This is a genomic window from Citrobacter sp. FP75 (assembly GCF_018342065.1).
Classification (GTDB): Bacteria; Pseudomonadota; Gammaproteobacteria; order Enterobacterales; family Enterobacteriaceae; genus Citrobacter.
On sequence record NZ_JAFDOE010000004.1, the window covers coordinates 358,241 to 381,741 of the forward strand.

20 protein-coding genes and 1 tRNA gene are annotated in these 23,501 nt (G+C 53.2%); 8 read left to right on the forward strand and 13 right to left on the reverse strand.

Annotation, left to right across the window (positions count from 1 at the left end):
• Positions 1-3: 3 nt before the first annotated feature.
• Positions 4-2,085 carry an ATP-dependent DNA helicase RecG gene (gene recG / locus JQ822_RS16270; protein WP_213134332.1) on the forward strand — a complete coding sequence of 694 codons (2,082 nt, stop codon included), beginning with the start codon at positions 4-6 and terminating at the stop codon, positions 2,083-2,085.
• A gap of 45 nt (positions 2,086-2,130) precedes the next feature.
• On the opposite strand, the gene gltS is transcribed toward recG, so the two are convergent.
• Entirely contained in the window at positions 2,131-3,333 is a 1,203-nt protein-coding gene (gene gltS, locus JQ822_RS16275) for a sodium/glutamate symporter (RefSeq protein WP_213134333.1), read from the reverse strand.
• Between the two features lie 226 nt (positions 3,334-3,559).
• Between gltS and xanP the strand changes: the two genes are divergently transcribed.
• Together xanP and JQ822_RS16285 are read left to right on the forward strand one after the other, a co-directional pair.
• Entirely contained in the window at positions 3,560-4,951 is a 1,392-nt protein-coding gene (gene xanP, locus JQ822_RS16280; RefSeq protein WP_213134334.1) for a xanthine/proton symporter XanP, read from the forward strand.
• 121 nt (positions 4,952-5,072) lie between these two features.
• Positions 5,073-6,782, forward strand: coding sequence for an AsmA family protein (locus JQ822_RS16285; protein ID WP_213134335.1), 1,710 nt, complete (start codon positions 5,073-5,075; stop codon positions 6,780-6,782).
• Between the two features lie 42 nt (positions 6,783-6,824).
• On the opposite strand, the gene JQ822_RS16290 is transcribed toward JQ822_RS16285, so the two are convergent.
• The 10 genes from JQ822_RS16290 to JQ822_RS16335 form a co-directional block, all read right to left on the reverse strand.
• On the reverse strand, positions 6,825-7,502 hold the full coding sequence (locus tag JQ822_RS16290) for a D-lyxose/D-mannose family sugar isomerase (RefSeq protein ID WP_213134336.1): 678 nt from the start codon (positions 7,500-7,502) through the stop codon (positions 6,825-6,827).
• Positions 7,483-8,421, reverse strand: coding sequence for an ROK family protein (locus tag JQ822_RS16295; protein ID WP_213134337.1), 939 nt, complete (start codon positions 8,419-8,421; stop codon positions 7,483-7,485). The genes JQ822_RS16290 and JQ822_RS16295 overlap by 20 nt, the downstream gene beginning before the upstream one ends.
• 49 nt (positions 8,422-8,470) lie before the next feature.
• Positions 8,471-9,331: a ketose-bisphosphate aldolase gene (locus tag JQ822_RS16300; RefSeq protein ID WP_213134338.1), complete on the reverse strand. Its 861-nt coding sequence runs from the start codon at positions 9,329-9,331 to the stop codon at positions 8,471-8,473.
• Between the two features lie 80 nt (positions 9,332-9,411).
• The gene (locus tag JQ822_RS16305) at positions 9,412-10,263 is read right to left on the reverse strand and encodes a class II fructose-bisphosphate aldolase (protein ID WP_213134339.1); all 852 of its coding nucleotides are present in this window, start codon (positions 10,261-10,263) and stop codon (positions 9,412-9,414) included.
• Between the two features lie 11 nt (positions 10,264-10,274).
• Positions 10,275-11,366, reverse strand: coding sequence for a PTS fructose transporter subunit IIC (locus JQ822_RS16310; RefSeq protein ID WP_003837581.1), 1,092 nt, complete (start codon positions 11,364-11,366; stop codon positions 10,275-10,277).
• 26 nt (positions 11,367-11,392) lie between these two features.
• Entirely contained in the window at positions 11,393-11,713 is a 321-nt protein-coding gene (locus tag JQ822_RS16315; RefSeq protein ID WP_213134340.1) for a PTS fructose transporter subunit IIB, read from the reverse strand.
• A 19-nt stretch (positions 11,714-11,732) separates the two neighbouring features.
• On the reverse strand, positions 11,733-12,203 hold the full coding sequence (locus JQ822_RS16320; protein WP_213134341.1) for a PTS sugar transporter subunit IIA: 471 nt from the start codon (positions 12,201-12,203) through the stop codon (positions 11,733-11,735).
• 25 nt (positions 12,204-12,228) lie between these two features.
• Positions 12,229-13,782 (reverse strand): BglG family transcription antiterminator, encoded by a 1,554-nt coding sequence (locus JQ822_RS16325; RefSeq protein WP_213134342.1) that lies wholly within the window; start codon positions 13,780-13,782, stop codon positions 12,229-12,231.
• A 323-nt stretch (positions 13,783-14,105) separates the two neighbouring features.
• Positions 14,106-16,424, reverse strand: coding sequence for an alpha-xylosidase (gene yicI, locus JQ822_RS16330; protein WP_213134343.1), 2,319 nt, complete (start codon positions 16,422-16,424; stop codon positions 14,106-14,108).
• Between the two features lie 10 nt (positions 16,425-16,434).
• Positions 16,435-17,817, reverse strand: coding sequence for a glycoside-pentoside-hexuronide family transporter (locus JQ822_RS16335; RefSeq protein ID WP_213134344.1), 1,383 nt, complete (start codon positions 17,815-17,817; stop codon positions 16,435-16,437).
• A gap of 288 nt (positions 17,818-18,105) precedes the next feature.
• On the opposite strand from JQ822_RS16335, the gene JQ822_RS16340 reads away from it, so the two are divergent.
• Both JQ822_RS16340 and JQ822_RS16345 read left to right on the forward strand, forming a co-directional pair.
• Positions 18,106-18,200, forward strand: a tRNA-Sec gene (locus JQ822_RS16340).
• 95 nt (positions 18,201-18,295) lie between these two features.
• Positions 18,296-18,862, forward strand: a complete 567-nt coding sequence (locus JQ822_RS16345) for a DUF6680 family protein (protein ID WP_213134345.1) — start codon at positions 18,296-18,298, stop codon at positions 18,860-18,862.
• A gap of 8 nt (positions 18,863-18,870) precedes the next feature.
• On the opposite strand, the gene JQ822_RS16350 is transcribed toward JQ822_RS16345, so the two are convergent.
• Positions 18,871-19,065, reverse strand: a complete 195-nt coding sequence (locus JQ822_RS16350) for a toxin-antitoxin system HicB family antitoxin (protein ID WP_213134346.1) — start codon at positions 19,063-19,065, stop codon at positions 18,871-18,873.
• Positions 19,066-19,166: 101 nt separating this feature from the next.
• On the opposite strand from JQ822_RS16350, the gene JQ822_RS16355 reads away from it, so the two are divergent.
• The 3 genes from JQ822_RS16355 (at position 19,167) to JQ822_RS16365 (ending at position 20,532) form a co-directional block, all read left to right on the forward strand.
• On the forward strand, positions 19,167-19,457 hold the full coding sequence (locus JQ822_RS16355; RefSeq protein ID WP_213134347.1) for a SymE family type I addiction module toxin: 291 nt from the start codon (positions 19,167-19,169) through the stop codon (positions 19,455-19,457).
• A gap of 117 nt (positions 19,458-19,574) precedes the next feature.
• Positions 19,575-19,751 carry a prevent-host-death protein gene (locus JQ822_RS16360; protein ID WP_213134348.1) on the forward strand — a complete coding sequence of 59 codons (177 nt, stop codon included), beginning with the start codon at positions 19,575-19,577 and terminating at the stop codon, positions 19,749-19,751.
• 406 nt (positions 19,752-20,157) lie between these two features.
• The gene (locus tag JQ822_RS16365) at positions 20,158-20,532 is read left to right on the forward strand and encodes a Rap1a/Tai family immunity protein (protein WP_213134349.1); all 375 of its coding nucleotides are present in this window, start codon (positions 20,158-20,160) and stop codon (positions 20,530-20,532) included.
• 116 nt (positions 20,533-20,648) lie between these two features.
• Here JQ822_RS16365 and misL read toward each other — a convergent pair whose 3' ends face one another.
• Entirely contained in the window at positions 20,649-23,483 is a 2,835-nt protein-coding gene (gene misL, locus JQ822_RS16370) for an intestinal colonization autotransporter adhesin MisL (RefSeq protein ID WP_213134350.1), read from the reverse strand.
• Between the last annotated feature and the right edge of the window lie 18 nt (positions 23,484-23,501).

Sequence of the window (23,501 nt, forward strand, 5' to 3'; positions counted from 1 at the left end):
CCGATGAAAGGCCGTTTACTGGATGCTATTCCACTCAATTCCCTGACGGGCGTTGGCGCAGCGCAAAGCAGTAAACTGGCTAAAATCGGCCTGCACACCGTACAGGATCTCCTGTTACACCTTCCTCTGCGTTACGAAGACCGTACGCATTTGTACCCTATTGGCGAGCTTCTGCCGGGCGTCTATGCCACCGTGGAAGGTGAAGTACTGAACTGCGCTATCACCTTTGGCGGCCGCCGGATGATGACCTGCCAGATAAGCGATGGTTCCGGCATCCTGACGATGCGCTTTTTCAACTTCAGCGCGGCGATGAAAAACAGTCTGGCGACAGGTCGACGAGTACTGGCCTATGGGGAAGCTAAGCGCGGGAAATACGGCGCAGAGATGATCCACCCGGAATACCGCGTACAGGGCGATCTCAGCACGCCGGAATTGCAGGAAACGCTTACGCCGGTGTATCCAACCACCGAAGGCGTGAAGCAAGCCACGCTGCGCAAACTCACCGATCAGGCGCTGGATCTGCTCGATACCTGCGCCATTGCCGAACTGCTGCCGCCAGAGCTGTTGCAGGGCATGATGAGCCTGCCGGAAGCGCTGCGCACGCTGCACCGTCCACCGCCGTCGCTGCAGCTCAGCGATCTCGAAACCGGACAACATCCTGCGCAGCGACGCCTGATTCTGGAAGAACTACTGGCGCATAACCTCAGCATGCTGGCATTACGTGCCGGGGCACAGCGTTTTCACGCCCAGCCTTTGAGCGCCAACAACGCGCTGAAAGATAAGCTACTGGCGGCGTTACCGTTTAAACCAACCGCTGCGCAGGCCCGCGTCACCACTGAGATCGAACGCGATATGGCGCTGGATGTACCGATGATGCGCCTGGTACAGGGCGATGTCGGCTCCGGCAAAACGTTGGTTGCGGCGCTGGCCGCCCTTCGGGCTATCGCGCATGGTAAGCAGGTCGCGCTGATGGCCCCTACCGAACTGTTGGCTGAACAGCACGCCAACAACTTCCGCAACTGGTTTGCACCACTGGGTGTTGAAGTCGGCTGGCTGGCAGGTAAACAGAAAGGTAAGGCGCGTCTTGCACAGCAGGAGTCCATCGCCAGCGGTCAAGTACAGATGATCGTCGGTACGCATGCCATTTTCCAGGAACAGGTGCAATTCAACGGTCTGGCGCTGGTTATCATCGACGAACAGCACCGTTTTGGCGTGCATCAGCGCCTGGCGCTGTGGGAAAAAGGTCAGCAGCAAGGTTTTCACCCGCATCAGCTGATCATGACCGCCACGCCGATCCCGCGCACGCTGGCAATGACCGCTTACGCCGATCTCGACACTTCGGTAATTGACGAACTCCCGCCGGGTCGTACGCCGGTCACCACGGTCGCCATTCCGGATACCCGTCGCCGCGATATCATTGACCGCGTGCGCAACGCCTGTACCCATGAAGGGCGTCAGGCATACTGGGTCTGCACGCTGATTGAAGAATCTGACCTGTTAGAAGCTCAGGCGGCAGAAGCCACATGGGAAGAGCTTAAACTTGCCCTACCGGAACTCAATATTGGCCTGGTTCACGGACGCATGAAACCCGCCGAGAAACAGTCGGTAATGGCCGCTTTTAAGCAAGGTGAACTGCATTTGCTAATCGCCACCACGGTGATTGAAGTAGGGGTGGACGTCCCCAACGCCAGCCTGATGATTATCGAAAACCCGGAGCGCTTAGGTCTGGCCCAGTTGCACCAGCTGCGCGGTCGAGTCGGTCGTGGCGCGGTGGCCTCTCACTGCGTGCTGCTCTACAAATCACCGCTGTCAAAAACTGCGCAGAAACGCCTGCAGGTCCTGCGGGACAGCAACGACGGATTTGTGATTGCACAAAAAGATTTGGAGATCCGGGGGCCAGGCGAGCTACTGGGTACGCGCCAGACGGGAACGGCAGAGTTTAAAGTCGCTGACTTACTGCGCGATCAGGCGATTATCCCGGAAGTTCAGCGCATTGCTCGTCATATTCACGAACGTTACCCGCAACAGGCGGTGGCGCTGATTGAGCGCTGGATGCCGGAAACCGAGCGCTATTCCAACGCTTAATCGATAAATAACGGCGGCGGCTGTCACACCGCCGCACAGCAGTTATTATGCAAAAATCGGTAACAGCAGATACAGCTTAATCACCAGCGCATTGACGATATCGATAAAGAACGCCCCCACCATCGGTACCACCAGAAACGCCATATGCGATGGCCCAAAACGTTCGGTAATCGCCTGCATGTTGGCAATTGCCGTCGGCGTTGCGCCGAGACCAAAACCACAATGCCCGGCTGCCAGCACGGCGGCATCGTAGTTCTTACCCATCATGCGCCAGGTGACGAATATCGCGTACAGCGCCATGAAAATGGTTTGCACGACCAGGATTGCCAGCATTGGCAGCGCCAGAGAAGCCAGTTCCCACAGCTTCAGGCTCATCAGCGCCATCGCCAGGAACAGCGACAGGCTTACGTTACCCAACACTGAAACCGCACGCTCAAACACCCGATAAAAACCCATTAACGCCAGGCCATTGCTGAGGATCACCCCGACAAACAGCACACAGACGAAGGTGGGCAGTTCCAGTACCGTGCCCACCAGCAATTGCGCAACGATTTTGCCCACCGTCAGACAGATAGCGATCAGCGCGATGGTTTCAATCAGCACCAGCGAGGTGATCATGCGTCCGACATCCGGTTTCTCAAACGCGGTTGGCACGGCCTGATCGTCCGGCATACCGTCTGGCGTGGTGGAGTGTTTGACCAGATAGCGCGCTACCGGGCCGCCAATCAGTCCGCCCAGCACCAGACCAAACGTTGCGCACGCCATCGCCACTTCAGTGGCATTGGTGAAGCCATAGCGTTCAATAAATAACTTGCTCCACGCGGCCCCGGTGCCGTGCCCGCCAGAGAGGGTTATCGAACCGGCAATCAGCCCCATCAACGGGTCCAGGCCCAGCAGAGTTGCCATACCAATACCGATGGCGTTTTGCATCAGCAGCAGGCCAACAACCACAATCAGAAAGATACCTACCACGCGGCCACCGGCGCGCAGACTGGCAATATTGGCATTCAGACCGATAGTGGCGAAGAACGCCAGCATCAGCGGATCGCGCAGGGTCATATCGAAATTGACTTCCCAGCCCATGCTTTTTTTCAGTACCAGCAGTGCGATCGCCACCAGTAAACCACCTGCAACGGGTTCAGGTATCGTGTATTTCTTCAGGAAGGGAACAGACTGGACGAGCTTACGTCCCAGCAGCAACACAAGAGTTGCCGCAACCAGTGTTGATAGCGTATCGAGATAAAACATTTACAGCTCCATTAGCGCGTTTAGCACAATCGCGCACGATGCATTCCAGACCGATTTTTAGCTCTATATTGAGTTTTCGGGGTGGATTTTAAGCAGAAAATGATGAAAAGTTATATAAAAATGTTTGTTTATCCGTTTTAAATATTAAGAATATCTACTAGCAATCGTTTGCTTTTCTGCCCTGGTCAGATAAAATCACCGCTTTTCCACCATGGGATTGCCTCTGATGTCCGTTAACGCCGTAGAGTCAGCAAATGCGCAACCGGTTGCGCAGGCTCACAACAGTGAACTGATTTACCGTCTTGAAGATCGCCCCCCGTTAGCCCAGACCCTGTTTGCCGCCTGTCAGCACCTGCTGGCGATGTTCGTCGCGGTGATCACCCCTGCTCTGTTAATTTGCCAGGCGCTCGGTTTACCGGCTCAGGATACTCAACACATTATCAGTATGTCGCTGTTCGCGTCCGGCGTAGCTTCTATCATTCAGATCAAAGCCTGGGGGCCGGTCGGCTCAGGACTGTTATCCATTCAGGGCACCAGCTTTAACTTTGTTGCGCCGCTAATTATGGGCGGTACGGCGCTAAAAACCGGCGGAGCAGATGTCCCAACCATGATGGCGGCGCTGTTCGGCACACTGATGTTGGCAAGCTGCACCGAGATGGTTATCTCACGCGTACTGCATCTGGCGCGCCGTATTATTACCCCACTGGTCTCAGGTGTGGTGGTGATGATCATCGGCCTGTCACTGATTCAGGTGGGTCTGACGTCGATTGGCGGCGGTTACGCAGCCATGAGCGACAACACCTTTGGTGCACCGAAAAATCTAATGCTGGCAGGCGTCGTGCTGGCGCTAATTATTCTGCTTAACCGCCAGCGCAACCCGTACCTGCGCGTTGCGTCACTGGTGATCGCAATGGCGGCAGGCTACCTGCTAGCCTGGTTTATGGACATGCTGCCGCAAAACACCGCACCGGTGAGTCAGGACCTGCTGATGGTGCCAACACCGCTGTATTATGGCCTGGGCATTGACTGGAGCTTACTGCTGCCGCTGATGCTGGTCTTTATGATTACCTCGCTGGAAACCATCGGTGATATTACGGCGACGTCTGATGTCTCCGAACAGCCGGTTTCTGGCCCGCTGTATATGAAACGTCTGAAAGGCGGCGTGCTGGCGAACGGTCTGAACTCATTTGTTTCCGCCGTGTTCAATACCTTCCCGAACTCCTGTTTTGGACAGAACAACGGGGTCATCCAGTTAACCGGCGTTGCCAGCCGCTACGTCGGCTTTGTGGTGGCACTGATGCTGATTGTGCTGGGCTTGTTCCCTGCGGTCAGTGGTTTTGTACAGCACATTCCAGAACCGGTTCTGGGCGGCGCCACGCTGGTGATGTTCGGCACAATCGCGGCATCCGGGGTGCGCATTGTTTCTCGCGAGCCGCTGAACCGTCGCGCAATCTTGATAATCGCCCTGTCGCTGGCTGTCGGTCTGGGCGTATCCCAGCAGCCGCTGATCCTGCAGTTCGCCCCCGACTGGGTGAAAAACCTGCTCTCTTCCGGTATTGCCGCAGGTGGTATTACCGCTATTGTTCTGAACCTCGTTTTCCCACCAGAAAAACAATAGGCGAAGTGCGGCGTTGGTTCTGAATCAACGCCGCTGTAACGCTCTTTCACCATTCCCGCCTTGAGGATTGCGCGTAAATCGTGCATAACTTGACTACGTGTACTTTGCGGGATGGAAGACTATGAAATTTATTGGAAAGCTGCTTCTTTACGTGCTGATCGCCCTTGCAGTAGCGATCCTCGGCCTGTATTTTCTACTGCAAACCCGCTGGGGCGCAGAGCATGTCAGCGCCTGGGTCTCGGATAACAGCAGCTACCATCTGGCATTCGATGCCATCGATCACCGTTTTTCCTCCCCATCTCACATTCTGCTGGAAAACGTTACTTTTGGCCGGGATGGTCAGCCCGCCACGCTGGTAGCAAAAACGGTCGATATTGGCCTGAGTAGCCGCCAAATCACCGACCCGCTGCACGTGGACACCATTCTGCTGCAAAGCGGTACGTTGAATATTTCCCAGCAGACCGCGCCGCTGCCATTCCAGGCCGATCGCCTGCAGTTGCAGGATATGGCGCTCAACAGCCCCGGCAGCGAGTGGAACCTCAGCGCTCAACGCGTGAATGGCGGCGTCATTCCCTGGAGCCCTGAGGCCGGTAAAATTCTCGGCAGCAAAGCACAAATTCAGCTCAGCGCCAGTTCGTTGACGCTGAACGACGTCCCCACCACTAACGTGTTGATTGAAGGCAGCATTGATCATGATCGAGTGACGCTCAGCAACATTGGCGCAGACGTGGCGCGTGGCGCATTAACCGGAGTGGCGCAGCGAAATCCAGACGGCAGTTGGGTGGTGGAGAATCTGCGTCTGAACGATATTCGGCTACAAAGCGAAAAGTCTTTGGCCGATTTTTTTGCACCATTAATGTCCATCCCCTCCCTGCAAATTGGTCGACTTGAGGTAACAGATGCCCGCCTGCAAGGCCCTGACTGGGCGGTAACGGATCTCGATCTCAGCTTGCGCAACATGACCTTCAGCAAGGACGACTGGCAAACACAGGAAGGAAAACTGTCGATGAACGCCAGCGAGTTTATCTACGGCTCGCTGCACTTCTTCGATCCGATTCTGAACGCCGAGTTCTCACCACAGGGCGTTGCGCTGCGCCAGTTCACCACCCGCTGGGAAGGCGGTATGGTCAGAACGTCGGGTAACTGGCTGCGTAGCAACAAAGCGCTGGTCCTCGACGATACTGCCATTGCCGGGCTGGAATATACGCTGCCAGAAAACTGGAAACAGCTGTGGATGACCCCCCTGCCGACCTGGTTGAACAGCCTGGCGCTGAAAAAATTCAGCGCCAGCCGTAATCTGGTGATTGATATTGACCCGGCCTTCCCGTGGCAGCTCACCGCGCTGGACGGCTATGGCGCTAACCTCGGGCTGGTACAGAATAATCAGTGGGGGGTCTGGAGCGGTAGCGCCACGCTCAATGCCGCTGCCGCCACCTTTAACCGCACCGATGTACGCCGCCCTTCGCTGGCGCTGACCGCGAACAGCAGCACCATCAATATCAGTGAACTGAGCGCTTATACGGAAAAAGGGCTGCTGGAGGCCACCGCCAGTATCTCGCAACTGCCTCAGCGTCAGACGCAGGTCAGCCTGAACGGGCGCGGTGTGCCAATGACGATTCTGCAGCAGTGGGGCTGGCCTGCGTTGCCAATTTCCGGCGACGGCAACATCCAGCTCACCGCCAGCGGCAATATGCAGACAGATGCGCCGCTCAAACCCACGGTGAACGGCCAGCTTCATGCGGTTAATGCCGATAAGCAGCAGGTAACGCAGGCTATGCAGGCGGGCGTGATATCGGGGAGTGAAGTCACGGCGCCACCACCTGCGCTGTGATTTATTGCCCGGTGTCGCTTCGCTTACCGGGCCTATCCCCGCTCATAAACGCGCATATTCATTGCACAGCAGCCATTTCACCGGCTCGTCCTCTTCTATCGCCGGGAAGCGACCGCCCGGTTCAAGAAAGTGGTTGTCGTGCTGGTCGTCATTCACCATCGAGATCTCCCAGCCCAGCACAAACGCTTTCTCCGCCCAAAAGCGATGATACAGCCGCGGCGGCAGGCACACGCCCTGCCCCGGTTTCAGCACCAGCGTCTCGCCGGGTTTAACACGATGCAGCTGACCATCAACGCTAACCTCAACAGTGCGCCTCGCGTCATACCCGTCATCGGACGTGGCCCACGCCAGCTGCATACATAAATCACCGCCACCACGATTAACGATATCTTCCATTTTATGGCGATGAAAATGCCACGGCGTTTGCTGATCCTGCTGAATTTGCAGCATCTTTTCGGCATACGGTTTAGGGTAGCTGGCTGAATCCTGCAGGCCATTGCGCAATGTCAGTAACGTCAGCCCTGTTTGCGCAAAATCTCCACGGCCAAAGTCGGTAATGTCCCAGCCCAGTTGCAGGTCGAGCACTTCGCGCCACAGAGACCGATCCTGCTGTCGCCAGGCGTCAACCGTAAAATACGCAAAGTCGGGCAGACAGACCCGAAAGGTCTCGGCGATGGCATGCGCCTTATCAACGGCATAATTAATGTGTGAACGCTTCATTCTTTTCTGTTCTCCCTGTTTGGGCGGCAAGCCACGCAGCTCCCCGCATTCCGCTGCTATCACCGTGATGCGCTTTAACTATGGGGGTTGAGAAACTATCGGTAAAAACGAAAGGGGCAACCTCTGCGTCCAGATTAGCAACTAACAGATCGGCATTAGATAGCCCACCGCCAATCACTATCACGCCAGGGTCGAGAATATTAACAACCGTCGCCAATGTTCTGGCAAGCTGCTGGCGAAACAGCCCCACCAGCTGTACGGCATACGGTTCATTCTGCTGTGCCAGAGCAACAATGGCGCTTGCGGAGAGCGATTGTCCTGTGAGCATGTGATAGCGCTCGCGCATCCCAGTTCCAGAAACAAACGACTCCACGCAGTTTTGCTTGCCACAATAACAAGCGACTGACGGGCCATCATCTTGCTCACAATATCCCGGCAATGCGATGTGACCACACTCAGCCGCATTCCCCCACGCGCCGATAAAAGCTTGTCGATGAATAGCAATGCCGCCGCCACACCCCGTGCCCAGCGTAATACCAAACACGACGTCATACTCCTGACCCGCACCATCACAGGCTTCCGATAACGCAAAGCAGTTGCCATCATTCGCCATAACCACCGGCTGCCCTAACAAGTGCTCAAGATCCGACTGCAAAGCCCGCCCATTGATCACTTGAATATTGGCATTTTTAATCATCCCGCTAAGCGGCGAGACACTGCCGGGTAACGCAATTCCCGTCATCATGGGGTGCTGGATATCGCTGCGGATCTGGTCAATAAAGACCACAACGGATGTCACAAACTGCGAATAGCTCTCTTTCTGCGTTGGACAACGATAGCGCCGAACCTCCTGTCCGGACGCATCCATTACCACTGCCGCGATTTTTGTTCCCCCGATATCCAGCCCCAGATAGTACATATATTTCTCCTCAGTCACGAAAGAGGCGGGTCACCCCGCCAGCACGCCGTTAGTACAGTGATGCTTTGCCAGTGGAGCCGAATAGTTTCATTTTGTGGCGGATCACGTCCCGCGCGGCGCCAATCGCTTCCGGGTAGATCACGTTCGGATCCCACCAGGTTTCTTTCGCCAGAATTTCACGGACTTTCTGGAAATAGGCATATTTCATATCGCTGGAAATGTTAATTTTGCCAACCCCCAGCGTGACGGATTCGGCAATTTCCGCATCCGGGTTCGCCGAACCGCCGTGCAGAACAAGTGGAATACTCAGCCGTCCGGCAATGTCGCGCAGGATGTTCATTTGCAGCTCCGGCTGCATACCTTTCGGGTAGATCCCATGTGCGGTGCCAATCGCCACAGCCAGCGTATCGGCCCCAGTTCGAGCGATAAAATCCTCTGCCTGGGCAGGGTCGGTATAGGTGACTTTCGACACGCCCCCTTCCACTGAAGTGCCAGTCTGACCAATCGTGCCCAGTTCACCTTCAACCGATACACCCACCGCATGTGCCAGTTTGACCACTTCGCGAGTCAGCGCCACGTTCTCTTCATACGGCAGCAGCGAGCCATCAATCATCACCGAGGTAAACCCACACTGAATCGCCCGCAGGACATGCTCGACCGAAGCGCCGTGGTCCAGATGCAGAGTAAACGGCACTGGGCTACGCATCGTGATATCACGGACATAGCTAAAAAACGCATCGCCGACAAAATCATGCTCACTGGGGTGAATGGAGATAATTGCCGGGGTGTTGGTCGCTTCCGCTTCTTCCACTACCGCGCGTACAAAGCAGCTATCCGCCACGTTGAATGCGCCGATGGCAAAACCGTGCTGACGGGTAGGTTGCAGTAATTCTTTCATCGAAACTAACATGTTAATTCTCCAGTTTCAGGGTGTAGAAAGCCCTGCCAGTGCGTCGTCGCAGAGGCATAGAAGGCGTTACAGAAAATGAATCAGGCTTTGTCGATAGCGCCGCTGGCCTGCAGGTACGGAATAATGGCTTCCTCGCAGGCCTGCTCCATCAGGTTCAAAGCATCAACGAGCTCACAGGATGTGTCGCGACACAGGGTATGCAATAGCGCAGCCTTTCCGGCTTCGAAGATCGCCGCACCGACGTTTATTTTGGCGATGCCAAACGCCGGACAGCGCTGGAGCTGATCAAACGGCGTACCGCTGCCGCCATGTAGCGCCAGTGGCACCGTCGATAAACGGGCAATCTCCTCCAGCCGCCGGAAATCAATGGCTGGCGTGACGCCCGGCGCATACATGCCGTGCGCCGTACCGACCGATACTGCCAGTAAATCGATCCCGGTTTGTTGGATAAACGGTACAACGTCGGCTGCCTGAGTCATCAGATCAACGTTAGTCGCGTGGTCATAGCGCGGAGCGTCGGCCAAATGACCCAGCTCGCCTTCCACGCACAGAGAAACGCTGGCAGCAAGTTCTACTACCGCCTGGGTCTGACGAATGTTCTCCTCCAGTGCAAACGCCGAGGCGTCAATCATCAACCCGCTGAATCCGGCGCGAAAAGCCTGGCGAATACGCACAGGATGTTTGCCATGATCCAACGCCAGCGCGACCGGTACGGAGGCTTCTTCCGCCAGTGTTTTGACGATCGCTACTGCTAACGGCGCAGGAAAATGGTCCAGATGCCCCTGATAAAGATTCAGAATGATGGGCGCACGGTGTTTCTCTGCCACCCGAACCGCCGCGCGGGCGCTTTCCAGGTTCATACAGTTGATGGCCAGCAGCGCGTACTGCTCACGCCAGGCGTTCGTCACCATACTTTTCATATCGGCAAACATACGGCCTCCGGTTATTCCAGGGTGAAGGTGATTTCTTCGTCTTTCAGCTTTTGATCGCTGAGCTCGTCAAACTCTTCATCACGCTCGGTCACCGGTTTCTTCCACAGCGACAGCATGACACCGCAAATCACCGTGCCGATCCCCAGCGCCAGGCAAAACAACAGCGGGTGCGTAAAGAGTGGGACCACGAACATACCGCCGTGTGGGACCGGGCTTTCAACGCCCCACACCATAATCAGGCCGCCCGCTATCGCCGAGGCCACCACGCAGGACCCCACCACGCGCAGCAGGTCGCGCGCCGCAATGGGAATCACCCCTTCGGTAATCATGCAGATCCCCATCGGAAACGCCGCTTTCAACGCTTCGCGCTCCGCACGGGTGTACTTGTGACGCGTCAGCAGGAACGAGAGCGTAATGCCGAACGGCGGGATCATCGAACCGACAAATTTCACCGCTTCCGGGCCATACACGCCGCTGACCAGCATGCCGTCCGCGAACAACGACATGGTTTTATTCACTGGCCCGCCGAAGTCGAATGTCGCCATTGCGCCGAGGATGGCGCCCATCAGAAAACGTGACCCACCCTGCATGGACTCCAGCAGGTGAATTAACGCATCCTGCAGCCAGGCAATCGGCTTGCCAATCAGCGTCATCATCAACAGACCGCCAATGACAGTGCTCAGTACCGGCAGCACCATGATGGGCATCAACCCCTGCATCGACTGCGGTAAACGGATATAGCGCTTGAGCAGCAGGACGGTATAACCGACCAGAAACCCGCCCAGCATTCCGCCAATAAAACCGGTATGAATTTCGCCGCAGACAAAACCGACAATCAGACCCGGCGCAAATCCGGGGCGATCGGCAATGGAGTACGCAATCGCCGCGCTAATCAGCGGCACAATTAAGCCCATCCCCCAACCGCCAATCTGGTTGAGCATCCAGGGTATAGTTCCTGTTTTTTCACCGACGTTAGTACCGCCAAGTATTTGCCCGAGGGCAATACAGATCCCAGCGGCCACAATTAACGGAATCATCCACGAAATCCCCGTTAATAAATGTCTTTTTATTTCCTGAGATAGCGGAATTTTATTTTCACTCATGTGAAACCCCTCCAGAATGAGGATCGCTACTGGTTGGTATTACCCAATGATTTTTCGACCTTTTCAAGGAACTGAATCGGCGACTTTATGACAATTTCCGTTTTTACTCGTACAATGCGTTTATTGGAAAACCGTTCCTCCCCTTTTATTTTGACATCCACGGCGAGAATCACGACATCAGCAGAAAAAATATCTTCTGCCAGCAGTTCGTTTTCAGTTCCGATGGTGCCCTGGGTTTCAACTTTTATATTATGGCCAAGCGCTTTAGCACCTTTAATTAATTTTTCACGGGCAATATAGGTGTGCGCAATACCCGCCGTACAGGCGGCAACACAAACAATATTCATAACATGCTCCACATTTTATTTAGCAGACATTGGATTCAGCATATTGGCTAAACAGCTCAATAATTTTTTGTGGACTACTCTCTACCAGTAATTGTTCAATAATATCGTCATCCGCCAACGCGCCAGCAACCTGCGAGAGCAGACGAATATGGGTGGTGTTCTGATCTTCAAGACGTACGGCAAACAGAATGATGCACCGCACGCTGCTGCCGTCCAGGGTTTCCCAGGGAATATCCTGGCGAGTACGACCAATCGCCAATGTGGTATTGACCACCGCCGAGGATTTCCCATGCGGGATCGCAATATGATTTTCGAAACCGGTTGAGCCTTCTGACTCACGCTGCCAGACATCCTGAATAAATGTTTCCCGACAGCTAATTGCCCCATCCTTTTGCAGAATATCCGTCAGTTCCTCAATAGCTTCCGTTTTGTTTGTGGCCTTCATGTCCAAAATAACGCGATTTGTATTGAGTATTTTCGTGATGTCCATCAATCATACCTCATGGAGTCAGACATTAATTTTCAACGACCAGCGACGTCGCCCGATGTAGTTTTTCCGTAATAACCGTTTCCGTTACTCGCTTAATATCAGCGTCATTGAAGAAGGCGGTGACATACACGACTGGCCTGGCAATCGTGGGTAAATTGATCGTCGAGACCACCAGTTCAATATCGTCCGTCAGTACCGAGAGCAAACTGCCTGCCGACACCACACCGACGATAGTCCAGTCCGGAAAAGCGCGCAGAATGCGGCTTTTGAGTAAATGCGAGGTGCCGATGCCGGTTGAGCAGACCAGCAGCACGCGCTTACGCGCTATCTGGCGCTCCATTGCGGCCTGAAAATGCACGGTTAAATACCCCACCTCATCTTCCGACACCGCCCGATCGCCCCAGCGGCTAAATACCCGATTCACCGCACGCTGGGTCAGACGCCAGACATCCTGTAATTCACCTTTAATATCCTCCAGCAGCGGATTACGAATACGGATCTGGTAGTTCAGACGGTTAATCAGCGGCTTAATATGGATCAGCAATCCGTCATACAGCGCGGCATCCTCACTGAGATCGCTGTCGACCATCTCGGCGAAGGTGGCAATCAGCCGATGGGTAATCAACCGCGCTTCATCGCTGGAGTGCATGTGACCAATCACGCTGACATCGTTATGCTCTTCAATCACCACACCTGAGGAGATAATATACTGATAAACAAACCAAACTTCGTCTTCCGGCAGCGGATGGGCAATGCGTTTTTCGATATGTCGAATCATCCGGCTGGCAATGGAAAAGATGCTCTCGTCACATGAAGTAACGTTTTCATCTTTTCTCGGTAGCGCGTTGCCCCGCGTGATGCGATACATCATGATCAGAATATGGGTAAAGATATTGACGTAGTAAGGTTCGCCCAGCGACCAGCACAGATCGTTTTCCATTTCCTGCAGCAGGGCCTGGACGAATAAAACATCCTCTTCGCCGAAGTAATGCACCAGCGCTTTATAACTACCCGGATCGAGGCGTGAATAAACCACGCTACCGGGTTCATTATGGTTAATTACGCCATTAATCAGCGATGCCATCGCCTGACGCACACCACTCTCACTGCCTTCAATGTGTGTTCCGCTCTGGCTGCGAATCAACGACAGACCCAGCGGGGTGATCCAGGACTCAATGACTTTCAGGTCGTTAACAATCGATGCGCTGCTAATGAAATATCGTTCAGATAATTTGCTGATCGACGTTTCATGCGGCGTTTCGCTTAACAATTGCGACGCTATCTTGACACGCCGGGAATTATTCATCATGCCGTCAGCGTCATCACCCTCCGAGCCTAATAACTGATCCAAATATAAAAGGTCAGTAATATTATCAGCATTTAATATCACACCTGCACCGGCACGTTTATCGATGGATATTTTCCATTCTGCTAACCACTGCTCCAACAGGCGGAGATCGCGCTGCACGGTTTTCTCTGAAACAGATAAATACTCGGCAATTTTCAGCAGCGTGACATATTCCTTCCGGGGCAGAAGAAACTTTAATAATCTGTTTTGTCGAGAGGTAATCATTTGCATTATTTACCCTTATCACACACCAGATTAAATATCTAAAGAAGCGCTTGCGCTCCACGTGTAATCCGTGATGGTAAATATAAGAGGACTACGATGTGGCAACAATACTAAATCGTGTCCTGTATTCCGGACAGAAATAAGACAAAAAAGGGAAATAGTGAAATATTTACAGCGCAGATCACATTTTTCGCGGAAATTAGAGTGACAGCGCTCGCAAATATGGCCAGGTGAAATTTTAAGTCAGGATATTTTTGATTTTCAGATCTGGAACGCTGCTCGCATCGTGGTGCCGGATAAAACGCATCCGGCACCACATCGACACACGCTTACAGGGTAATCGTCAGCTCATTGCCCTGTGGAGTGATGACCACGCCCAGCTCGCTGCCCAGGTGCGACCCGCATTTAATGCCGCTAATTTGCTGAACATTACGCAGGCACAGCGTCCAATTACGTGCTTCGCCGAGACCTTGCACGGTGATGGCATTACCCACACGTTTCGCCTTCAGCGTGAAGATAACCGAACCGTCAGCCGCCGGAACTTCGCAAATCGCCTCCCGGCCCTCTTGCAGATGGAACAGCTGGAACGCAGTCCCTTCGTGCCAGGCGTAGTCCGGCTTCTGGTTATTGCGGCCCAGCGCCAGCAGGGTGTTTTCACGCACGTAGACCGGCAGGCTCAGGAAGTCGTGCTGCTGTTTATGCCAGCGGCTGCCTGTCAACTCATCGTTCTGCCACAGGTGCGTCCAGCGTCCTTCCGGCAGATAGAACTGCACATCACCCGCCTCGCTAAACACCGGCGCCACCATCACGCTATCGCCCAACATGTACTGGCGGTCGAGGTAATCGCACGCCGGATCGTCCGGAAACTCCAGCATCATCGCGCGCATCATCGGCGTACCGTGTTTACTGGCGCGGGCTGCTTCGCGATACAGGTAAGGCATCATGCGGCATTTCTGCTCGGTGAAGTAGCGCACCACGTCGCAGGATTCGTCGTCGTACGCCCACGGCACACGGTAGGATTTGCTGCCATGCAGGCGGCTGTGGCTGGAAAGCAGCCCAAACGCGCACCAGCGCTTATAGACATGGGTTGGCGCGGTATTTTCGAAGCCGCCGATATCGTGGCTCCAGAAACCAAAACCAGAGAGACCAATGGATAAACCGCCGCGCAGACTTTCCGCCATCGACTCATAGTTGGCGTAGCAGTCACCCCCCCAATGCACCGGGAACTGCTGCGCGCCCACCGAAGCAGAACGAGCGAACAATACCGCCTCCTCTTCACCGACGGTCTCTTTCAGCACGTTCCACACCAGTTCGTTGTAGATGTACGCATAATGGTTGTGCATTTTCTGCGGATCGGAGCCGTCGAACCACTGGACATCCGTTGGGATGCGCTCGCCAAAGTCAGTTTTGAAGCAATCCACACCGATATCCACCAGACCCTTCAGCTTGTTGGCATACCATTCGCAGGCCTCCGGATTGGTGAAGTCATAAATCGCCAGGCCCGGCTGCCATTTGTCCCATTGCCACAGGGAGCCGTCCGGGCGCTTGAGCAGATAACCCTTCTCTTTCAGCTCGCTGAAAATCGGTGATTTCTGCCCGATGTACGGGTTGATCCACACGCAGACCTTCAGCCCTTTCTCTTTCAGGCGGCGGATCATGCCTTCCGGATCCGGGAAGGTCACTGGATCCCACTCAAAGTCGCACCACTGGAAGGCCTTCATCCAGAAGCAGTCGAAGTGGAACACGTGCAGCGGCAAATTGCGCTCGGCCATTCCGTCGATAAAGCTGTTGACCGTCGCTTCGTCGTAGTTAGTTGTGAATGACGTGGTCAGCCACAGGCCGAACGACCAGGCGGGCGGCAGCGCCGGACGACCGGTAAAGCGGGTATAGCGATCCAGCACCGCTTTCGGCGTCGGGCCGTCGATGACAAAGTATTCCAGATACTCGCTTTCAACGCTGAACTGTACTTTCGACACTTTCTCAGAGCCGATTTCAAACGACACGCACTGCGGATGGTTCACCAGCACACCGTAGCCACGGTTGGTGAGATAAAACGGGATGTTCTTGTAAGATTGTTCGGTACTGGTACCACCGTCGCGGTTCCAGGTCTCCACCGTCTGACCATTGCGCGCCAGCGCGGTAAAACGCTCGCCCAGCCCGTAGACGGTTTCGCCGACGCCCAAATCCAGGCGCTCAAACATATAGTTGCGCCCGCTGTTGGTATCCTGCACGTAGCCGTTATTTTTCAGCTGACTGCCGGTAATGCGCTCACCGTTGCGCAGGAAATCCAGCGACCAGAACTCGCCCTTGGTGACGCGTACGCTCAAATTGCCGCTCTTCAACTCGGCAAATCCGGCGTTGTTTTGTATTTCGACCTTCACGTCCTGCAGCACGTTAAGCGGATAATGGGGGCCGGTATCCAGCGCGCCCTGGAAGTGTTCCATGCGAACGCCGACCACCCCTTCCTGCGGCGAGAAAAAGCGCAGCGTAAACAATGGGGTATCCAGTTGCCAGGTACGCTCACGCACGTCGCGCGGCGCAACATAGACAATCATCTCATTGCCCTGTTGCTCAACCTCAAACACCTGGATCGGGTTAATCACATTCAGTCCGGGCTGAATCAGCCAGTTTCCGTCGCTAATTTTCATCATCGGTTCCTTAGTTCTGTAATTCTGTAGTCGTGAAATCCTGCTGATTACGGCGCGCACCCTGCGACAGCTGGCGCATGATTTCAGTCAGATACGGGGTTTTCAGGGTGTAGAAGCGTTTGGCAATCACGGCGCTCAGCAGGTAACAAATAGCCGGGACAATGGTGAACAGCGCGATGATAATGCTAATAGTGGCGCTGTTTTGCGTTGTCGCTGCGGCATCGTAGCCGCCGCCAGCCAGCATCCAGCCGATCATCGCCCCCCCGAGCGCCAGACCCAGCTTGAGCACGAACAACGTGCCCGCAAAGCTGATGCCCGTCAGGCGTTTTCCGTTACACCACTCGCCGTAGTCAACGGTGTCGGACATCATCACCCACTGGATTGGCGTAACGAGCTGGTGCAGTACACCAATGACAAAGATAAAGCCGAACATGGTGATGCTGGCGTGCATCGGTACAAAGAACATCGCCAGGCTCGCTACCGCCAGTGCGGCGTTGGTCCACCAAAAGACACTGACTTTGCATTTCCAGTCGGTGAGCGGCTTCGCCAGCGCAGAGCCGATCAGGTTGCCAACGCAATAGGTGGTGAGAAAGGCGACAAACACCTCCGGCGTACCTAAAATCCAGGTGACGTAATACATCATCGCCCCGCCGCGAACGCAGACGGCCAGGATATTGAGGATGGTCAGCAGGCCCACGATACGCCACTGATCGTTGTTCCAGATATCGCGCAGATCTTCACGCATCGAGGTGTTGCTCGGCGGCGCCTCCACACGTTCTTTGGTTGTGAAGAAACAGAATGCCAGCATCAGGAACGCCACCACCGAGAGCACGGCAATCCCGCCCTGAAAACCCAGCGTTTTATTTTCACCGCCAATCAGATTCACCAGCGGCATCATCAGCACGGTGGAGAGCATGCCGCCCGCCGTCGCCAGCACAAAGCGCCAGGATTGCAGGGAGATGCGCTGCGTCGGGTCATTGGTGATGACGCCGCCCAGCGCACAGTAGGGAATATTGACCACGGTGTAGAGCAGGGTCAGCAGGGTGTAGGTAATAGCGGCATAAATCATTTTGCCGTTCAGGCTGAGATCCGGCGTGCTGTAGGCCAGCACGCAAACCAGGCCAAACGGCAGTGCGCCAAACAGCACCCACGGGCGGAATTTCCCCCAGCGCGAGCGGGTACGGTCAGCCAGCAGTCCCATACAAGGGTCTGAAATGGCATCCAGCGCTCGGGCCAGTAAGAACATGGTGCCGACAAATCCGGCCGGAATACCAAAAATATCGGTATAAAAGAACATCATATAAAACATGACGTTATCGAAGATGATGTGGCTCGCCGCATCGCCCATACCATAGCCAATCTTCTCCTTAACGGAGAGAATTTCATTTTTCATTACGCATCCTTAACGTTCTAAAAGCTCGCTGATACCGGTTACAGTTCTTGTAAACCATCCCTGCAAGCGAGAATATTCCGATATCTCGTTATCAAATTACGATTCTTGTTTTCTGTGATCAGGGTAGCGTCGAAAAATGTGATGAAATGTAACTACCGGATTTATTGAGGATTTATATGAAACCGATCATGGCAAGACAAAAGGGAAGTTAAAAAAGTGAGTGAGGGGGTGTGGAAACCGTAGGAAGTAGCTATAATGCGCCCCGCCTCCATGTAGCAATCGAGGCGCGGAAGATCGTCATCTCCGGTGAGGTGGCTGGACTTCAAATCCAGTTGGGGACGCCAGCGTTCCCGGGCAGGTTCGACTCCTGTGATCTTCCGCCAAAATTCTTACCTTATCTCAGCCATTTGCCATATTTTTTCAGCACACAAATTCTTTTATGATCCTCGCCCAAATTTTTTCATAGCGAGAATCTAATATGAGCACTGCTCTTACAATTATGACTATTGCTGCTACTGTAATTAGCCCATTATTAGCCATTCAGACACAAAAATTTATAGAAAGATATTCCCAGAAAAAATCATTAAAAATTGATATATTCAAACAACTTATGGCTACCAGATCTCAGAATGCCAGGCTGTCAAGTGAACATGTTCGTGCACTAAACATGATCGACTTAGCATTTTACGGGAAAATTAAAAGAGGAAAAGCCAAAAGAAGTGCTTCTGAAGGTAATGTATTATCCTCATGGAAGCTATATTTTGCACATTTGAATACATCTTACCCTGATAACGATAATACCTTAGGTGCCATATGGAACCAAACAAGTAACAATCTTTTCTTAGACCTATTGTCAGAAATCGCAAAAGATATTGGATATGACTTTGAGCGAGTGCAATTACAAACAGCCATATATTCTCCTGTAGCCCACGGAGCAATAGAAAACGATCAGTTAAAAATTAGGAAGGGTTTAGCTGCAATTTTTTCTGGAGAGGATGCCTTAAAAATGGAAATCATAAACATTCCGAATAGACAGAAAAATTAATCAATTCTCTACTTATCCTGTGGCTCAATACCCAATCTTGCCAGTTCCCTTCTTCCCAGGGTTTTGAGCCAATTCCCCAGACTCATCCCTTCTGCTTTTGCAGCAACTTCAAACTGCGCCTTTAGCTCCGGTGTAATGCGAATCTGAAAAGTTGGAGCCTTTCCGGATTTGGACTGATTTGGGTCGCGTTTAGCCGTTGACATGTACGTACCTTTTAATCTGGCTACCTGACTTATAAACGCCCTCGCCCGGTATTCGCAGTACCCGACGAGAGCTAACCTCACCAACTATCAAGGAGTTGATTATGGCTAATTCGCATTCTACCCCAGACACCGACCAATCCGGAACCGAGCATTCGTTAATTGTGGGATACCGCCCGAATATTTTCGACAAATCCACACCCAAAATTATTCTTTCCGGTAAGTGGCTACGCGCGGCTGGGTTTGATACCGGACAACAAATTACCGTAAAAGTAATGAATGGCTGTATTGTCCTGATGGTCTATGGCGAGCAGGAGCAACAGCTGCAGGATAAGCTGAAAGAGGCACAGCAGAATTTAAATAGAATTGAGAGCACGCTAGCGACTCTCCAGTGAAGTACGGCTGAACCTGTAAGCGTTACTTACAGGTTCACTTGGTGCCGGATGGCGCTGACGCTTATCCGGCCTACTTTCCTGGAAAATGAAGCCAAAGTGTAACGGGAATCCAAACAAATGAATCGCCACGAAAAACCAGACACAATCGTTTCGATTGACGGCGATGAAAAAGTCGAAGAAATAAAGATTCAGTTACTGAAAGCCAGGATTCAATGTGCACAATGTGATATTCATTTTGATAATATTGTTAATGGCGATAATTTCTTTGATGAATTAATGGCGCTTAATAAATGAAAAAAAGCATTATAAACTTACGGGCAATAATCAATAATTATGACATTTGAAGCACCAACTCACTATCCATGAATCAGAAACGCATCAGAAATCATTCAATCTCTATACTAAAAATCATAATAAAAATACTATCCTGATGGCCTATGCCAAACGATAAACATGACAGCACAATAAACACCATATTATAATCCCGCTAAAAATACACAGGCATCCTTTTTCTTTAATCAGGAAGGGGCAGCCTCGTTTCTAATAAATTAAATTATTGGGTTACATATGAAAAACGTATTCATGGCAATGGTTATCGCTCTCGTCACAATCACCGCATCATCCACCGGTTTTGCATGCCCGAAAGGAGAACATCCGCACGGCGGTACTGGCTCACACCATAAGGGTGGCTGGTGCTCGTATGATCAGTAAAATCGCCATTCCTGCCGTGTTATTACTCTGTTTTTCGACATCTGTCCTGGCAAAATCGACGTTGAATATTGACGGCAACTCGCTTTATCACGGCTATCAGTTGTATGAGAAAGGTTTTGATTATTTGAACGTTCGGGATGAACAGACAGCGGTGATGTATATGTCTTTTGTTGCCGGTGTAGCGGGGACACTGTCAAAAGAAAATATCATCTGTAATGAGAGCATAACCATTGGACAGGAAGCTGATATTGTTGGCAATTACCTCCAGACCCATCCAAAAGAACGAACAAAATACAGTCCTTCTGAATTGGCCATGATTGCTTTAGGCAAAGAACTTGCTTGTAGCAAAAATAGTAATAGCTAGCGCTGCACTCAGCCTGTATTGCCGGATGGCGCTAACGCTTATCCGGCTTACAATTCCCCCAAAAAATAAAGCCGCCGATCGGTTAATCAGCGGCTTTTCCATTATCTGCACTTACGTCAGAAGTTATATTTCACGCCCAGCATACCGCGGGTATCGCTGTAGCCTTTGTCACCGATCTGTTGCGCCACGTTGCTCCACACGTTGAGGCGCGGAGTGATTTGCCCTTCTACGCCGACTTTCAGCTCACCGATGTTTTTGGTGCCGCGCATGTCGTTGCTCACATCGTCCATCTTCACGCTGGCGGTCTGCGTGTTGTGGATCCAGTTGGCTTCCACAAACGGCTGGAACTCGCGAGATTTACCGTCGTCGATGGCGTTGTGACCGTTGATAAAGGCCTTAACGCCCAGGCGGGTCATCAGATTGCCATCGGTGTTGTCCTTCACGCGCGTGCCGTTCGCTTCGCGGTGGCTGTCGGCCTGCACGTCCATCCACACCACCTGCGCTTTCGGTTGCAGCCAGTAGCTATTGCGCTCGCTTTCACCCAGTTTGAAGCTGTAACCCGCTTCAACCGAGGCGGTGATCCCGCTGGATTTATATTTCTCCGTCGCCTGCTCCTGGCCCATCACTTTGTTATCAAACCAGTTGTACAGCATCCAGGTATCCACGTAGGTGCCGGTCTTGTCTGCGTCATTGGCATACCATGTGCCATACAACCCCACGCTGTAACCGTTGACCTGACCACGCGAATAGTAACCAGTCAGGCTGGACTGCGTGCGGTTCTGGCTGTTGGCATAGCCTGCCATTGCGCCGATGTGCCAGCGATCGAGACCGTCGGAACTCCACTGTGCCAGGTCGCCGCCTAGCTGCAATACATAACTGTTGCTTTGGGTTTTTAACTGCCCGCTACCATCTTTAAAGCGAGTATGCGCCCCGACGTTACGCATCCACATGCTGGTGACTTTTTTCTCGCCAGTCAGCATGTCGATGTACTGCGTTTCTCCCAGACGATCGTGCAGTCGGGTCATGAACAGCGTGTTAGCGGCATAGTTGTTCGCCAGATAACTGCCTGCTTCCGGGCGGTACTGCTGCTCGGTTACCGGAGGCGCAACAGGTTCTTCCGGCTCAGGGATAATCGGGTCTACGGGGTCGATCGGGCCTGGATCGACGGGACCTGGGTCAATAGGGTCAACCGGGTCCGGGTCAACGGGATCTGGGTCGATGGGATCAACCGGGTCCGGATCGACGGGGTCCGGGTCTTCCGGATCCGGCGGAGCAGGGATAAAGCTGGTCAGATACCAGTTGCTGCCCTTTTGCACCACGTTATAGTCGTACGCACCAGCAACAATACGGCCCGCTTTCTCAAAAGTACCGTCAGAATTGCCAGCCACTTCGATTATCTCAATCCCTTCAACGGTTTGAGCCCCGGTACCGCCAATATTGTTCACCGCCACAAACGCGTTACCGGCGGTATTGCCGAGCACGTTCAGCTTGTCGGTTTCGGAGGCATCGTCATTCAGGACGGTATTGAAAACCAGTTTGCCGCCGTTACCGATGAAATCTTCATTAATGGTAAGCGTCTGCCACGGCTCGCCGTCAGTATGCCCAAAGTTCACGACGGACCCGCCGTTCAGCGTCAGGTCGGTAAGTGTTGAACTGTTGGTCATATTCCAGACCGCATCGCTCATTTGTAGCGAGATAATTCCCGTTCCGGCCGCGACGCTGGTGATATATGACGCCCCGTTCCACAACGAGTTGTCAGTCATGTTGAGCTTAATCATGCTGTCTTGCTGCGGTAGCAAACTGGTTGCCGCGGTCGCTCCGGCAGCGTGAAGATCGCCGTTGATGAGGAAGCGCCCGCCAGCAGAACCGTCAACGATGCCACCCGTTTCGGTGCTAATGGCATAGCTTTCATTGCTGTGGTCACCCGCCATAACAATCGCTGCGCCACCGCCGAGGTTTACCGTGCCGCGTGCAGTGGCAAACAGGCCACGTGGGGCCTTGCTGAACGAGTAAACTTTATCGACGCTGTTAACATTAATCGTCGCATTATCGCCCAGATTCACCGTCGCATTGGTGGAATAGACTGCATGGGCGCTGGCGCCGCTCACCGAAATGGTGGCGTTATTGCCCAGTTCCGTTTTAGACGATGTAGCAGCATAGATCCCCATTGAGGAGGTGCCCGACGTCTCAATAGTGGCATCATTCCCAAGGCGGATGAAGGAGCCGCTCTGCCCGGAGCGGATACCCTCTGAGCTGTTTCCGGTCGTCACAATGTGAGCACGATCGCCGACAATAATCGTATTTTTGGCAAGGGTTGCATCTCTTAGCGCGTTGGCGGTAATACCACGCCCCTGATTACCGGTCGTTTTGATGTACAGATCGTCACCGACGTAAATGTTTGCTGAGCCTGTCCCGCCCTGACCGATGGCGTTGTAACCAGCGTTAATGCCGTCGCCATCCAGGCCATCCACATAAATACTGGTGCGATCCCCGGTGATAATAAAGACCGGGTTATCCGGCGTGTTGGCACCATGCGTACGGATACCATCAACATGCTTACCGTTATCGGCGGAGTTTTTTGAATTAGTGTTAATCGTCAGATCGTCACCGAAAATAACCCCCGGGCTTCCTGATTTGCTGTTCTGAATAACGGTAATGGAGTGCTCAAACGCCTCAGTTCCTGGCCCATTGAGCGTTAATCCATTACCAAAAACAGGAATGGTGCCGGCGCTCCACTGATAAATATAATTCGGCGTAGTGCTGGTTTTCTGGAAACTGGCATTCGCCTGTGCAGGAAATAAAGCCTGCAATTCGGGAGAAAGACTGCTCACCAGCCCACTGGCAGGAAGACTATCAACGTCAATCCAGGCCGCGTGGGTTGAAAATACCATTGAAGCTAACGCGGTTGACACCGCTATAGCAACGCGTGAGTAATGTTTAGGATTTTTCATAATAGCCTCCTGCTTTCG